The organism is Cupriavidus sp. FW305-27, assembly GCF_058787995.1.
Window position 1 is genome coordinate 1 of record NZ_JBYTAG010000114.1, and the last position, 13059, is coordinate 13059.

Consider the following 13059-nt stretch of genomic DNA (forward strand, 5'->3'; position numbering starts at 1 on the left):
GGTCGAAGCGAGGGCGGGGAGGGTGGCGGCGCGCCTGAGTCTTGCGCTGGGCGTCGAGAAACGCGCGCACCTGCATGGCCACGCGCCATTCGCGGACGCGCAGCTCAGCGTTCCCCGACCCGTTCATCAGGCGGAAGCCTTCGACCAGGTCGGCAAACGTGTAGCGGGCGCGGCGCCGGCTCATTTCAGCCCCGTGGCGTGATGCGCTTGGCAGCTACCGTGCGCGCGCCGCGATTGAACCCGTCTTCGATCGCGTCGAAGGCGCAGCGGAACAGGCCGACATAGGCGCGACGGCCGTCGAGGACGATGCGGAACGCGATCATTGCGGCTTCCTCCTCGACGTGTTGGGTGGCGGCGGCAACTCCGAGATAGGGCGGGCCTCGGCCCATTCCTCCACCTCGCGAACGAGCCAGGCAACCCGACGGCTCGAAACGGCGCGCGGCTTCGGGAACTGCTCTTCGCGGACGAGCTTTTGCACGCTGGTGATCGAGAGCGCAACGATGGAAGCCACCGTTGGGAGATCGACATAGATAGGACGCATCATTGCCTGGCCTCCACTAGTCCGGTGCGGCCGGCTGCCTCTCGAGCCTTTTCCATGTCGACGTAGGCCCAGCAGAAGGCTTCGAGAGCCTTCTGTGCGATCGATGTCGACGTGGGGCTCCATTCCCATTCGTTGATGCCGGCGTGGGTGATGCGGATCTGGGCGCCTTCGGCCTGTGTCCATAGCGGCAAGAACCGCTGTTCGTCCCATGCCGGGTGCAACTCGAAATCAATGCGGATTTCCGCTTCGATACTCATGCCGATCGGGCTGGCGAAAGCGGCGGACTCGCGGGCGGAGTAGTGGTCGGGGCGGGTCAGTTGCGCGCGGCTGACATCGGGGTCGTGGTCTTCGCTGAAGCGGAAGGCGAGGCGTTTGCGCTGGGCAGGGTCGAGGCCGCTGACGAGATAGGCATCTAGGGCGTTGTGCTCCGTCCCGAAATCGTCGATGACGACGAAGCTGTTGGGCTTGGCCTTGCCTTGGTGGTCAAATCGGAGATGCATGGCCTACCTCACACTTGGCGCGCAGAGGCGGTGGCGGGCGCTACCTGGAGGTCGGATTCAACGGCGCAGGCGTGGGCGAAGAAGGCCCAGCCAAAGAGGACAAGGTAAGCGATCCAGCCGAGGAAAAGTTGCTTGCGAGGCATCCGCGCACTCCAAGAGGGTTGGTATGCGAGGAAAGATAGCAAACGCTACGCATATATGCAATAGCAAACGCTACGCACGAGCCTCTGAGGCGCGTTGCAAAAGAAAGAGCCGCCTAGAGGGCGGCTCAGGTAGGGGGGGGCCGGTGAAGCGTTAGCGCCTGCGATAGCGACGATGCTCGATCATCGTTCCAATGATGCTAAGCCGCTCGCGGTTGCTATACAGGGTTGGATAGTCGTCATTGAGTGGAACCAGTTCAAAAACCTCTTCTCCGCTTTCATTAATGCCGCGCGGCCGGTACTTCTTGAATGTGGCTTGTTCGCTGCCATTGCGTGCCGCCACGAAGTCCCCGGGAGCTGGGGCTACCTCCTGGTCAATGATGACGCGATCGCCTGCACGGAATTCCGGCAGCATTGAGTCACCTTCAATTTCGAGTGCAAATGCGTGGTCGGATAAGCGTAAATCAGTAAGCAGGTATTCCATTGCTTCGCCGGTGAAAGCCGCACCGATGTCGGTCAGCTGACCAGCTTGAACGTAGTTGATTAGAGGGATAGCGCGGGTTCCGATCGGGGCCGGGGAAACGTTCTCGTCGAATGTTGCCTCAGAGAACCAGCCACGCAGGCCCGGCAGCGCTTCAATGGCGATGACCGTCTTTTCCGTGATCGGCCGGTTTCCTGCAATCATCTGGCGAATGAAGGCCCCATCTTTGTAGCCAAGACGTCGGCCGAACTCATTTGCGTTGCCGTCGCAGAGCTTCTCAATAGCTGCCTTCAGTCGGGCAGTCCGGGTTTCGGTCATTTTGTGCATCCCGAAAGCGTAGCGCGTGCTACGCTAGCATTGGCTACTTGCGTTGCGTAGCAAATGCTATTAGCATGTGACGCATGCATCTTGATGAATATCTCTCGTCGACTGGCTCGTTGACCGTTGGAGAACTCCGGCGGCGGATGAACGCCTTCGGCTACGCCATCGAAAGTGATGCGCAGATTAGACAGTGGCGACACCGCTATTCCGGACGCATGCCGTCGCCGAAGAACTGCACGGGGTTAGAACTGGCCACCGAAGGACGTGTGGCCAGGAAGGCGATGCGTCCCGAAGATTGGCACCTCATCTGGCCCGAACTCTGCCTGAACGTAGGCCCGTGAAACTGTGCGCAGCCCATCAAAACGTACGAGCAGGAATCCCATGATCAAGAACCTCTACGCCCGCCTGGTGCTTTGGCTGATCGCGCCCGCTTCGCCTCGTCGGGAAGCATCCGCCGCTACTGCCAGTGACGCCACCCGGGCCGCACAAACGATGGCGGAGCTTCAGACAAGTCCCGCCGACGAAAAGGCGATTTCTTTCCATCGTGAGGAGGATGGCAACGTCCATGTCGGCATTGGGAAGCAAGTGTCGACCCGAGTAGTGATTCTCCTCGAGCCATTCCCGGGGATTGCGACGGCCGGCTGGGAAGTCGTGCGCGCCGATGTGCGCCAGCTCGACGTTACTTCACTAGTTCAACTATCAATGAGTAACGGACTGAAGGCTCTCCAGTCTCCGGCTGTACCCCCAGTGTCACTATCCGCTTTTTCACATCAAAAAAGAATGGCTTGCCATCGCGATGAGCTAGGACGGAATCTCCAATCGACGGTGGAGGCGCCCATGCCGGCCACTCAAAATCGGGGTAAGCCACTTGGTTCTCAACCAAGTCAACAATGATCTTCAATTCGATGCTCCAAAGTGGGGCCCCTTCAGGCGTGAGTTGTCTGGGGCCGGAGGCAACGAGTCATACCTGATTCTGGGGCGGTCGCCAATTCTTCCGACGAGGGGTACTTCGCCGCCTCTCGGCTGGACTCAAACGGCGAAGAAATTTCGGCTTGGGTTGGAACACAGATTTCTCCCTGAGCTCGCGGTCAAGTGCTGCGTTGAGACGAAGATTAACAGGCCGTGCGCTAGGAAAGAACGGCTGTATTCCGGGGGTTTACCGTGGTTCCTGTTAAGACCGATAACGACATCAATCAGCATGAGGCGCTCTACAGCCTCGCGAGTCGGTATCCCGGCACGATTGATGGCCTCGCGCTGGCCATGGGGCGCCGCTTGGGGCGGCAGATGTACCCCAATGTGTTGCGCAACAAATTGCGTCCTGGGATCGATACGCATCACCTCAATTTCGAGGAATACTCGCTGATCCTGGAGCTCTGCGAAGAGGCCAGGCTTGACGGCTGGCAGGTTCCGCTGCGCGCGCTCTGCTGGCGACACGGCATGGTGGTGATCCCGTTGCCGCAGGTAGAGCCCGTGAGCGCCAGCATGGCGGTGGCCATGCGCCAGGCGGGCGAGGCAGCGCGCGAGTTCGGCGAAATGATGGCTGAATTCGCCCAGGCGGCGGCCGACGGCAAGATCACGCGCTGTGAGGCAGCCAAGGTTCTGCCCGAGATCCAGCACGTGCTGACGATGGTGACGATGCTGCGGGAGTCGGTCGAGTCGATGACTGTCCCAGACGAAACTCTCGCGAGCCAGCGCCGCATATGACTCGAATCAATCTGATGCCCGGCGCCAGCGCGGCGCCGGCGGGTCGCGTACGCCCAAAATCCATCCTCCGCCGGCGCAAGCCATTGACGGCGCGCGAACTGAAATCGGTCTTTGCCCGCGTCAAGAAGCGCATCCTGGCGGGCGGCGAGCCGTTCGGGGTCTTTGCCATCAAGCATGGCAAGGGCCGTGTGTTTCGCCTGGTCAGCGTGAAGCATGCGGACTACGCGGCCCAATTGCGCGTCGAAAAGGCATTGCAGCACATGGTCGCCACCTATGACGGCAGTGCTGACCTCGGGCATGTCTGGGAAGACCTGTGCGCGTTTGACCAGGTGCTCGCCGCGTGAAAACGGAGATCCGCTTCCGGCCGGACATGTTCTGCTGCAAATCAATGCGGGAGTCGCTCGGCTTTTCATGCGCCAGGCCCTATCAGTTGTGCTGCGCTTGGCATCACGCCTGCCGGTTGGCGCCCGACAAGGGGATGCGTGGCCTGCGCGCCTTTGCCCAGCACCTGCTGGGCTTTTGGCCGTTGTGCGACGTGGTCTGGATCTTCGCGGCGGCCGGGCAGATGTCCGCACTCGCGGAGATCTGCTGCGAGCGCTGGGCCTCGCTTACCGATGCGACAGCGCGCGCCGCTTACCGCGCGGAAGTAATCAACGCCACGCAGGTGTATCGCGCCGAGTGTGGCCCTGACAACCCGGCCGCATTCGTGGCCACCTTCGATGTTCTCTGTGAGGCCGCCGCACTGCGGCCATAAGGACTTCCATGGATCTACCCGTCCAATCGATCGAATCGCTGCGTGAAGCAGGGCAGAGGGCTGCCGTGAAGGGCGAGCGCGCCGACGCCAATCCGTTTCCCCCGTATAGCGGCCACTATCGCCAGTGGGAGCATGGCCACGTGTGGCAGCTCCTCGATCCTCGTCGCGAGGAGCTGGTCTGATGCCCGCATTCCGTATCAATGACGCAGAGCTCGACGCGCTGATGGGTGAGGGCGCGGACCTGTTCCAGCTCTATGTGGGTGCCCTGCGGCCCCGGATGGATTTCAAGACGGGCGTGGTGGGCCGGCGCCCAGGCGTGCGCATCTCCTACCAGGCGCTGAAGGAGTGGACAGAGCGCGCGGCGCGGTCTGGCGTGCGGTTCCTTGCTCACGACAAGTCCAAGCTCCAGCGCATGCTGACGCGCCTGCAGCAGCTCGGCCTGCTGCGCAAGTTGGGCGGCCCGTATGACCTGGTGTTTGTCTGCCCCCTCGCTGATAGGGATAACTGCGACCAAAAGCAGGCCGATACGAAGTCGATACAGTTGGCGAAGCCCACAAAGACCAAGCCGGCAAAGGCTTCACGGCACTTGTCCACAACGGGCGAAAACGCCGAGGCCGCCACACATCCGGCGTCCGGTAACACCTTAAACCCTCCTCCTCCTACCTCCTCAGGCCTGCGGCCCGAGAAGGATGGATCAATCGACCCTCCCGCGCCTGCGGCGCCGGAGGATGACAACCCCCAAATCGACGAAACACCGACCGATGACGGCAGCCAGCAGCTCTCAGAGGAACTCCACGAGCAGCTGCTGCTCGGTGGGGAGCGGCCTCCGGCCGGGCGATCAGATGAGGGGGCGAAGCCGGACGTTTCGTGGGAGGTGCATCTGCACTGGCCGACGGGTATCACGGACCCTCAGCGGGCCTACATTGCACGAAGGCTGGCCGAGGTACCCGAATCGTTCCGCCAGCGTGTTTTGGACGAATGGCATGGCGCCACAATGGCCGGCGTTGCAAAGAAGCCGTGGCCATACTTCAACGGATTATTGCGAAATGTGAAAAAGTTGGGTGAAGCCTGGACGTCGGTTCATGCCGATGGGGTTGCCGAGGCGCGGGAGCGGGAGCGCATGCGCTTGGCCAACCTGGCCGCGGCAGAAGCTGCCCATGCGGCGCGCCTGCAGGGCGAGGCCGTGGCGCCTGGCAGCCTGTTGCAGTGGAAGCGGGACCTCGATGCGGCGAGTGAGCGTCGCCGTCAGGCATGAGCGCGGGCCTGATGGGCGCCGAGCAGGCCTATGCCGAGGCGGCTGAGCAACTGCCCCTGCGCGCTGAGCGGCGCGACCAGTGGAGCGATCGCGCGGTGTTCTGGACTGCCGTGCGCTATGGCGTGGGCGAGATCCGGCCGGGCACCTGGTCGGTGGCAGCGGCGCGTTGGACAGGCCTGTGGGAAGTCGCGCGGCGCGAGCACCTGCCGCCGATCCCGGGCATTCCCGAAGTCGAAAACCTGCCGGCAACGGCCTCGGTGGCTGAACGCGGGATCGCGTCGGCCCGGGCCATCGTCGGGAAACGGAGGTGAGCATGGCGAGCAATGACTGGGTCAAGGATCGACTGCGCTCCTGGGCAGCCTGGCTGCACAAGGGGAATGGCGGGCGCGGCTACGGGGAAAGCAGCCTGACGATCGACGAGGCGCGCACGGTGCCGGTGCGCCCGTTCGTGGCCACCTTCGAGGATGAGTGCGAGCGCACGCACAAGGCCGTGCTGAAGCTGCCCCTGGACATGCGCAAGGTGGCTATGGGCTTCTATGTCGACCAGCTGCCGGCGGACCTGGTGGCCAAGCGCGTGAAGGTCAGCGAGCGCCAGGCGTACCACATGAAAAAGACGCTGCATGTGATGGTGAAATATTGCCTTGAGAATCAGCATGTTAAGACACCACCCTTTCACCTGCTCTTGCAATCCGTGCAGTGAATCAGTAGATTTCCGCTACGCTGTGCGCTCGGTGCGTGCAGTGAAGATGAAAGCCCGGCTCGGTCCTCCGCGTCGGGCTTTTTGCTTTCCGGAGCGCGTCATGAACTACTTCTGGATGCTTGGGTGGGCCGTGGGCTCGATCATGACGCGCGAACTACTGGACACCGGCGCCACGCGCGCCCAACGGAGGCGGCGACATGAAGGGATTCCGCAGTCTGATCGCATGGTGGCGGAGCAAGCGGAGCGATCCGTTGCCGCCGATCCGCATGCCGGTGATGGCGCCGACCCTGGTGGCAGGGCGCAGTCCTGACGTGATCGCCTCGCGCGCGCTGTTGCTGGCTGCCGTATCGGTCCCGCGTCGTGCGCCGGCGTCGTCGCGCCTGGCGCCGGGTGCGTCCGCGTCCCACTTGCGTGGTCTCGAAGAGGGCATGTCGATGCTGCCGGCGGCGATGCTGCTGGCCAGTCACTGCGACGAGTGTGGGTGTGCGGCGGACGCGGGCTCATTCGGCGCTTGAACCGTGTCTCCTCTCTGCCTGGCTATGGGGATGGCTGGCAGGGTTTCGTCGGGCCGGTGCGCCGCTACGCATCGGCCCGATTTTCTTCTCCCTGGGGCTCGCAAGTGCGTGCCCTTTTCGATAGGCCAGCGCGTTCTTCCCGTTCGCGCCGGCCTGTTTTTTTCCTGATTCGGAGTGGCCATGGCGAATGTGACGGCTTCCACCAACATCGGCCCGTTCCTGCGGCTGATGGAAGACCAGCTCGGCCGGCAGTTCCCGTTCGCGGTGGCCAAGGGCCTGACGCAGACGGCGCTCGATGCCAAGCAGCGCCTGGTCGAAGAGATGGGCAAGCGCTTCGACCGGCCCACGCGCTATACGCTCAATGCGATCTACATTCGCTCGGCCACCAAGCAGACCCTCGAGGCGCGCGTCTGGGTCAAGAGCGACGCGGGCAAGGGCACGCCGGCCGAGAAGTACCTGTTGCCCGAGGTCTACGGGGGCGAGCGGCGCCTGAAGCGCTACGAGCGCTCGCTGCAGTCCGCCGGCATTCTGCCCGCCGGCAAGGCCACCGTGCCAGGCAAGGCGGCGCAGCTCGATGCCTTCGGCAACTTGAACCGCGGCCAGATCGTGCAACTGTTGTCGTACTTCCGCGCGTTCGGCGAGCAGGGCTATCGAGCCAACATGACGGACAAGCGCCGCGACAGCCTGGCCAAGGGGCGGCCGTCCAAGGGGCTGCGCGGCTTTTCGTACTTCGCGCTCAGCCAGCCCGACGGCAAGCTGCCCGCCGGCATCTACCGTAAGGACGCGTACAGCACGGCCGAGCGTGCGCGCATCGGCCACCTGCAGCGGGGCGCGGCCATGCCGGTGCTGCTATTCATCGACCCGCCGCAGTACGCCGAGCGCTTCCCGTTCTTTGACCTGGTCGGCGAGGTGGCCAGCACCAATCTCGTGCCGAATCTGCGCGCCGCGGCCGACCTGGCCGAGGCCACGGCGCGACGCTGACGAAAAGTGCAGCGGACGACGCCCTCGGCCCGGCCTGCCCCGGGGCCGGCCGGGTCCTTCCGGAAACCGCCTGATGGGGGTAATTCGATCCGCGTTTCGTTTCTAGATAAAGGGGGCGCAAGGGTTAGTTAGTTGGAGATCCGATGGGCAAGACGGTCAACCTGCAGGAGCTGGCAGAGATCACCGGCTTCGCCGTACAGACGCTGATTCGCTGGCAGAAAGACGAGGGCATGCCAGTGAAGCTGGCTGGCCAGCGCGGCCGCGGCAACGAGTACGACACCAGCGCTGTGATCACCTGGCTAACGCAGCGTGAGCTGCATCGCGCAGGCCTGTCGAGCCCCAAGGATGAGCTCGATCGCGCCCGCAAGATCGAGGTCGAGATCCGCATCGGCGAGAAGCTCGACATGCTGGCGCCGGCCGTCACGTTCGAGCGCCTGTGGGGCGATCACGTCGAGGCCGCCAAGACCGAGCTGCTGCTGCTGCCCGGCAAGATCGCCGACGCCATATTCGAGAAGCACAGCGTCGAGGTCGACGAGGCGCTGGTGCTGCCTTTCATTGAGGAGTGCCTGGGCAAGCTCCAGCACCTGAGCGAGGACGATGATGGAGATCCCGACGCTGAGCATCCTGACGATGCCGGCGACGATGAAGAGGATGACGATGACGGCTAAGCGCACGCTGCGCTCCGCTGTCGCGCGTTGGGCGCTGCCGCCGCGCATGAACGCGCTGGAGTGGGCGCGCAAGTTCCGCTTCCTGTCGTCGATCGAGGCCGACCGCGCCGGCAAGTACGACCCGGAGGTGACGCCATATCTGTGCTGGCCGGGCAACCCGCTCGAGGCGCTCGATGACCCGACCGTGATCGAGGTGTGCTGCCAGAAGTCGGCGCAGGTCGCCTGGACCTCGGGCGTGCTCGGCAACGTGCTGGGCAAGTGGATCGACCTGGACCCGTCGCCGATCCTCGGCCTGTTCCCGAAAGAGGGCGCGGCCAAGGAATACATGGCCGAGAAGTTCGAGCCGATGGTCACCGCCACGCCGCGGCTGCGCCAGGCGGTGGATCTGCGCAGCCGCAAGGCGCAGCAGCGCATGCTGTTCAAGCGCTTCCGCGGCGGCTTCCTGAAGCTGGTCGGCTCCAACTCGCCCAGCTCGGTGAAGTCGAGCCCGATTCCGCGGATCTTCATCGAGGAGCCTGACGACTGCAACCTGAACCTGCGCGGCCAGGGCGACTCGATCAAGCTGGCCAAGGAACGGACCAAGACTTTCCGGCGCTCGCGCGTCAAGATCGTGATCGGCGGCACGCCGACGGTCGAAGGCACGTCGACGATCGCGGCCGAGATGGAGCTGTCGGACAAGCGCGTCGGCATGGTGCCGTGCCACCACTGCGGCGAGGAGCATGCCCTCAGCTTCGACAACCTGAAGTGCCCCGAAGGTCCGGACGCGTCGCATCCGATCTTCGGCAACAAGGTCCCGGAGAAGGCCTACTACGTCTGCCCGCATTGCGGCGGCCTGTGGAACGACGCGGAGAAGCGCCGCAACGTGCGGAGCGGCCGCTGGATGGCGACCGCGCCCTTCAATGGCATCGCCGGCTACTTCATCAACGAGCTGTACAGCCCGTTTCCGGGCTCGACCATGCCGACGTTGATGGAGAACTGGCTGACCGCGCTGCATCACCTGGCGATGGGCGATGAAAGCAAGCTGGTCGCTTTCACCAACAGCTCCAAGGGCGAGGCCTACAGCTTCAAGGGCGACCAGGCCAAGCCGGAAGAGTTGGCCGAGCGCGCCAAGGACTACCTGCCGCGCACGGTGTCCGAGGGTGGCCTGCTGCTGACGGTCGGCGTCGACGTGCAGCCGGATCGCCTCGAGGTGATCATCCGCGCCTGGGGCCGCGGCGAAGAGACCTGGCTGGTGCTGTATGAGCGCCTGTATGGGCGGGCCGGCCTGATCGGCGATGACTGCTGGAATCAGCTCGACAAGCTGATCTTCGGCAAGTACCGCCACGCGCGCGGCATTGCGCTGGGAATCAGTGCGGTGTCGATCGACAGCTCGGACGGCAACACCTCCGACGCGGTCTACAAATACGTGCGATCGCGCCAGGGCTGCGGCGTGCCGCACGTTATGGCGATCAAGGGCGCGCGCAGCCCCGATGCGGAGATCTTCCGCAAGCCTGGCCCGGTGCTGGAGACCAACAAGAAGAACACCAAGGCGGCGCGCTATGGCGTGTCGGTGTTCATGGTCGGTGTCGGGCGGTCCAAGGACCTGCTGATCGGCGAGCGCGGCCGCGTCAGCCTGGAGGGCAGGGGGCCGGGCCGCTTTCACGTCTACAAGAACGTGATCGCGGACTACTTCGAGCAGCTCCTGGCCGAGGTCAAGGCGCCGGTGCGCCAGCAGAACGGCCACGTGATCCGCGTCTGGCAGAAGAAGGTTGGAAAGCGCAACGAGGTGCTGGACTGCGAGGTCTACGCGCTGCACGCTTCGCGCGCGGCCAAGGTGCACCTGATGCAGGAGCGCGACTGGTCGATCCTGGAGGCACGTCTGTCGCAGGGCGGCCTGTTCGACGAGCCTGAGCCGACAACTGACCTGGTCGACGATCCGATGATCAAGATCAAGGACATGCCGGCCGAGCCCGACGAGGAGGCGACCGAAACGCAAGACGAGGAGGCCGAGCCGCCGCCGGTCCTGCCGGCTGCGGCCGTCGATTCACCCAACCTGCCACCCCGACGCCGGCGCCGCTATGGCACCGTCTCGGGCGGCGTGGAGATTTGATTCATGATCACAGCCGAACAAGCCCAGCAGCAGCTCGATCTCTGGCTGGCCGCCAGCAGTGCCGTGGCGAAAAACCAGGCCTACACCATTGGCACGCGCAGCTTCACCCGCGTTGATGCCGCGGAGATCCGCCAGCAGATCGACTACTGGGAAGGCAAGCTGCGCATGGCCCGCCGCGGTGGCCGCCGCATGACGATCGGCTACGGGGTGGCGGAATGAAGGTCACCAAGCCCATCCCACGGTTGACGATGGTCGACCGCGTCGTCAACTACTTCAGCCCGGCGGCCGGCAACCGGCGCGTGCATGCGCGAACGGTGCAGGCCTATTCCGGCGCCTATGACGGCGGCTCGACCATCAAGCGCTCGCTCAAGAACTGGTTTGCGTTCGGCGGCTCGGCCGACGCGGATCTGATCCCGCAGCTGGCCGTGCTGCGCAACCGCAGCCGCGACCTGGCGCGCAATAACCCGCTCGCGCGCGGTGCGATCAACACTGTGGTCACCAACGTGGTCGGCACCGGCCTCGCGCCGCAGCCCGCCATCGACAGCGAGATGCTCGGGCTCACGCCGGAAGAAGCGACGGCCTGGCAGCGGCAGGCGCAGCGCGAGTTTGCGCTGTGGGCCGAGAGCAAGGAATGCGACGCGGCGCTCACGCAGACGTTCTACGAGCTGCAGCAGCTGGTGTATCGCTCGACCGCAGAGAACGGCGACATCTTCGTGCTCACGCCGATGCTCGAGCGCCACCGCACGCGCTACCGCACGCGCCTGCAGCTGATCGAGGCCGATCGCTGCTGCAACCCGCAGGGGCGGCGCGACGACGACCAGTTTGCCGGCGGCGTCGAGCTCGACGATGTGGGCGCAGCGGTCGCGTACCATTTTCTGCGTAAGCACCCGGGCGCGCTCGGTGCTGCTGGCGGCAAGCGCGTGTGGGACCGGCGCGATGCCTTCGGCAGCGGTTCCGGACGGCGCAACGTGCTGCACCTGTTCGAGCGGCGGCGCGTCGGCATGACGCGCGGCGAGCCGTACCTGGCGCCGGTGATCGATCCGCTGCGCCAGCTCGGCACCTACACCGATGCCGAACTCGCCGCCGCGGTGGTGTCGGGCATGTTCACGGTCTTCATCAAGACCGAGGGCGGCGACGCGATCGTGCCGGAAGAGACTGACAGCCCGGATTACAAGCTCGGCAAGGGTGCGGTGATCCAGGGCGCGCCCGGCGACAGCGTCGAGGTGATCAACCCGGGCCGGCCCAACGCACTCTTCGACCCGTTCGTGCAGTCGATCCTGCGCCAGATCGGGGTTGCGCTGGAGCTGCCCTTCGAGGTGCTGATCAAGCACTACACCTCGAGCTACACCGCGGCGCGGGCGGCAATCCTGGACGCGTGGCGCTTCTTCAAGATGCGCCGCTTCTGGCTGGCCACCAACTTTTGCCAGCCGGTGTATGAGCTGGTCATCGATGAGGCGGTCGCCAACGGCTACTTGTCTGCGCCGGGCTACTTCGAGCACCCGCTGATTCGCCGCGCCTGGCTCGGTTGCCAGTGGGTGGGCGATGCGCCGGGCGCGATCGATCCGCTCAAGGAGGCGCAGGCGTCGGAGAAAAACCTGCAGATCGGGCGCACGACGCTGGCCAAGGAAACCATGGCCTATGACGGCAGCAACTGGGAGGACAACCACGCCCAGCAGGCGCGCGAGCAGGAGGCCCGCCAGCGCGACGGCTTGCTGAGCGCGCCGGCCGGGCAGGCCGCCGCACCGCCGGATCCGCCGGACCCGCCCGATAACACCAACGACCAATGACAATCCGAACCCGCCCGCGTGGCGGGTTCCGCTTTTCTGGAGCGACGATGAACCGACTACTAGATGTGGTCACGGGCGCCTGGGCCATCCTTCCCGACAAGCTGGTGGCGATCGCCAACGCCTATGAGCGGCACATGCTGGGCGAGGCGGCCGACCTGAGGGCGATCGAGGCCAGCATCGGCAAGCCGCTGGGCAGTGCGCCGCAGGACTACGAGATCGTCAACGGCGTGGCGATTGTGCCGATCATGGGCACCATCGCGCAGCGCGCGAATCTGTTCAGCGACATCTCCGGTGGCGCCTCGAGCGATCTGATTGCTCGGGACCTGCGCGCCGCGGCGGCCAATCGTCAGGTCAGCGCGATCCTGCTGCACGTGGACTCGCCCGGCGGCACCGTGGCCGGCACGCAGCAGCTGGCCGACATCGTGCGCGAGATCGGTGCGATCAAGCCGGTGATTGCGCTCGCCGACGGCACCATGGCCAGCGCCGCCTACTGGATCGGCAGCGCCGCCCAGGCGGTGTACGTGGCTGACAGCACCACGCAAGTCGGTTCGATCGGCGTGGTGAACGCGCATCGGGATGTGTCCGGCGCCGAGTCCCAGCGCGGCATCAAGACCACCGAGATC

At 64.8% G+C, this 13059-nt stretch carries 21 protein-coding genes; 16 read left to right on the top strand and 5 right to left on the bottom strand.

Translation table 11 applies throughout. The features are described 5' to 3' along the window. From AC3WRI_RS32110 to AC3WRI_RS32130, 5 genes are all read right to left on the bottom strand, one after another. Positions 1-184, bottom strand: a 184-nt coding sequence (locus AC3WRI_RS32110; protein WP_492294904.1) for a hypothetical protein, incomplete at its 3' end; no start/stop codon positions are given. Between the two features lies 1 nt (position 185). Next, entirely contained in the window at positions 186-323 is a 138-nt protein-coding gene (locus AC3WRI_RS32115) for a hypothetical protein (RefSeq protein ID WP_492294906.1), read from the bottom strand. Next, positions 320-544 carry a helix-turn-helix transcriptional regulator gene (locus tag AC3WRI_RS32120; protein WP_414247954.1) on the bottom strand — a complete coding sequence of 75 codons (225 nt, stop codon included), beginning with the start codon at positions 542-544 and terminating at the stop codon, positions 320-322. The genes AC3WRI_RS32115 and AC3WRI_RS32120 overlap by 4 nt, the downstream gene beginning before the upstream one ends. After that, positions 541-1041, bottom strand: a complete 501-nt coding sequence (locus AC3WRI_RS32125; protein WP_492294908.1) for a hypothetical protein — start codon at positions 1039-1041, stop codon at positions 541-543. The genes AC3WRI_RS32120 and AC3WRI_RS32125 overlap by 4 nt, the downstream gene beginning before the upstream one ends. A gap of 294 nt (positions 1042-1335) precedes the next feature. Then, entirely contained in the window at positions 1336-1980 is a 645-nt protein-coding gene (locus AC3WRI_RS32130) for a LexA family protein (RefSeq protein WP_492294909.1), read from the bottom strand. Between the two features lie 83 nt (positions 1981-2063). On the opposite strand from AC3WRI_RS32130, the gene AC3WRI_RS32135 reads away from it, so the two are divergent. The 16 genes from AC3WRI_RS32135 to AC3WRI_RS32210 all read left to right on the top strand — a co-directional run. Then, positions 2064-2324: a hypothetical protein gene (locus AC3WRI_RS32135; RefSeq protein ID WP_492294911.1), complete on the top strand. Its 261-nt coding sequence runs from the start codon at positions 2064-2066 to the stop codon at positions 2322-2324. Positions 2325-2364: 40 nt separating this feature from the next. After that, complete coding sequence (locus AC3WRI_RS32140; protein WP_492294913.1) at positions 2365-2877, top strand: hypothetical protein; 513 nt, start codon at positions 2365-2367, stop codon at positions 2875-2877. A 267-nt stretch (positions 2878-3144) separates the two neighbouring features. Further along, positions 3145-3687 carry a phage regulatory CII family protein gene (locus AC3WRI_RS32145; protein WP_492294915.1) on the top strand — a complete coding sequence of 181 codons (543 nt, stop codon included), beginning with the start codon at positions 3145-3147 and terminating at the stop codon, positions 3685-3687. Between the two features lie 14 nt (positions 3688-3701). Then, positions 3702-4031: a hypothetical protein gene (locus AC3WRI_RS32150; RefSeq protein WP_492294917.1), complete on the top strand. Its 330-nt coding sequence runs from the start codon at positions 3702-3704 to the stop codon at positions 4029-4031. Then, positions 4028-4441: a hypothetical protein gene (locus tag AC3WRI_RS32155; protein WP_492294918.1), complete on the top strand. Its 414-nt coding sequence runs from the start codon at positions 4028-4030 to the stop codon at positions 4439-4441. The genes AC3WRI_RS32150 and AC3WRI_RS32155 overlap by 4 nt, the downstream gene beginning before the upstream one ends. A gap of 8 nt (positions 4442-4449) precedes the next feature. Further along, positions 4450-4623 carry a hypothetical protein gene (locus tag AC3WRI_RS32160; protein ID WP_492294920.1) on the top strand — a complete coding sequence of 58 codons (174 nt, stop codon included), beginning with the start codon at positions 4450-4452 and terminating at the stop codon, positions 4621-4623. Then, positions 4623-5696 (top strand): hypothetical protein, encoded by a 1074-nt coding sequence (locus AC3WRI_RS32165; RefSeq protein ID WP_492294921.1) that lies wholly within the window; start codon positions 4623-4625, stop codon positions 5694-5696. The genes AC3WRI_RS32160 and AC3WRI_RS32165 overlap by 1 nt, the downstream gene beginning before the upstream one ends. Continuing rightward, positions 5693-6007: a hypothetical protein gene (locus tag AC3WRI_RS32170; protein ID WP_492294923.1), complete on the top strand. Its 315-nt coding sequence runs from the start codon at positions 5693-5695 to the stop codon at positions 6005-6007. The genes AC3WRI_RS32165 and AC3WRI_RS32170 overlap by 4 nt, the downstream gene beginning before the upstream one ends. A gap of 2 nt (positions 6008-6009) precedes the next feature. After that, positions 6010-6396 carry a hypothetical protein gene (locus AC3WRI_RS32175; protein ID WP_492294925.1) on the top strand — a complete coding sequence of 129 codons (387 nt, stop codon included), beginning with the start codon at positions 6010-6012 and terminating at the stop codon, positions 6394-6396. A 197-nt stretch (positions 6397-6593) separates the two neighbouring features. Next, entirely contained in the window at positions 6594-6911 is a 318-nt protein-coding gene (locus AC3WRI_RS32180) for a hypothetical protein (RefSeq protein WP_492294927.1), read from the top strand. A gap of 180 nt (positions 6912-7091) precedes the next feature. Further along, positions 7092-7892, top strand: a complete 801-nt coding sequence (locus tag AC3WRI_RS32185) for a hypothetical protein (protein ID WP_492294928.1) — start codon at positions 7092-7094, stop codon at positions 7890-7892. 143 nt (positions 7893-8035) lie between these two features. Continuing rightward, positions 8036-8560, top strand: coding sequence for a terminase small subunit (locus AC3WRI_RS32190; protein ID WP_492294930.1), 525 nt, complete (start codon positions 8036-8038; stop codon positions 8558-8560). After that, positions 8490-10649, top strand: a complete 2160-nt coding sequence (locus tag AC3WRI_RS32195) for a phage terminase large subunit family protein (RefSeq protein WP_492294932.1) — start codon at positions 8490-8492, stop codon at positions 10647-10649. The genes AC3WRI_RS32190 and AC3WRI_RS32195 overlap by 71 nt, the downstream gene beginning before the upstream one ends. A 3-nt stretch (positions 10650-10652) precedes the next feature. Then, positions 10653-10868 carry a DUF6148 family protein gene (locus AC3WRI_RS32200; protein ID WP_492294934.1) on the top strand — a complete coding sequence of 72 codons (216 nt, stop codon included), beginning with the start codon at positions 10653-10655 and terminating at the stop codon, positions 10866-10868. Next, positions 10865-12436: a phage portal protein gene (locus AC3WRI_RS32205; RefSeq protein WP_492294936.1), complete on the top strand. Its 1572-nt coding sequence runs from the start codon at positions 10865-10867 to the stop codon at positions 12434-12436. Before AC3WRI_RS32200 ends, AC3WRI_RS32205 begins: the two co-directional genes overlap by 4 nt. Positions 12437-12483: 47 nt before the next feature. Then, on the top strand, positions 12484-13059 hold a 576-nt coding region (locus AC3WRI_RS32210), incomplete at its 3' end, for a S49 family peptidase (protein WP_492294938.1).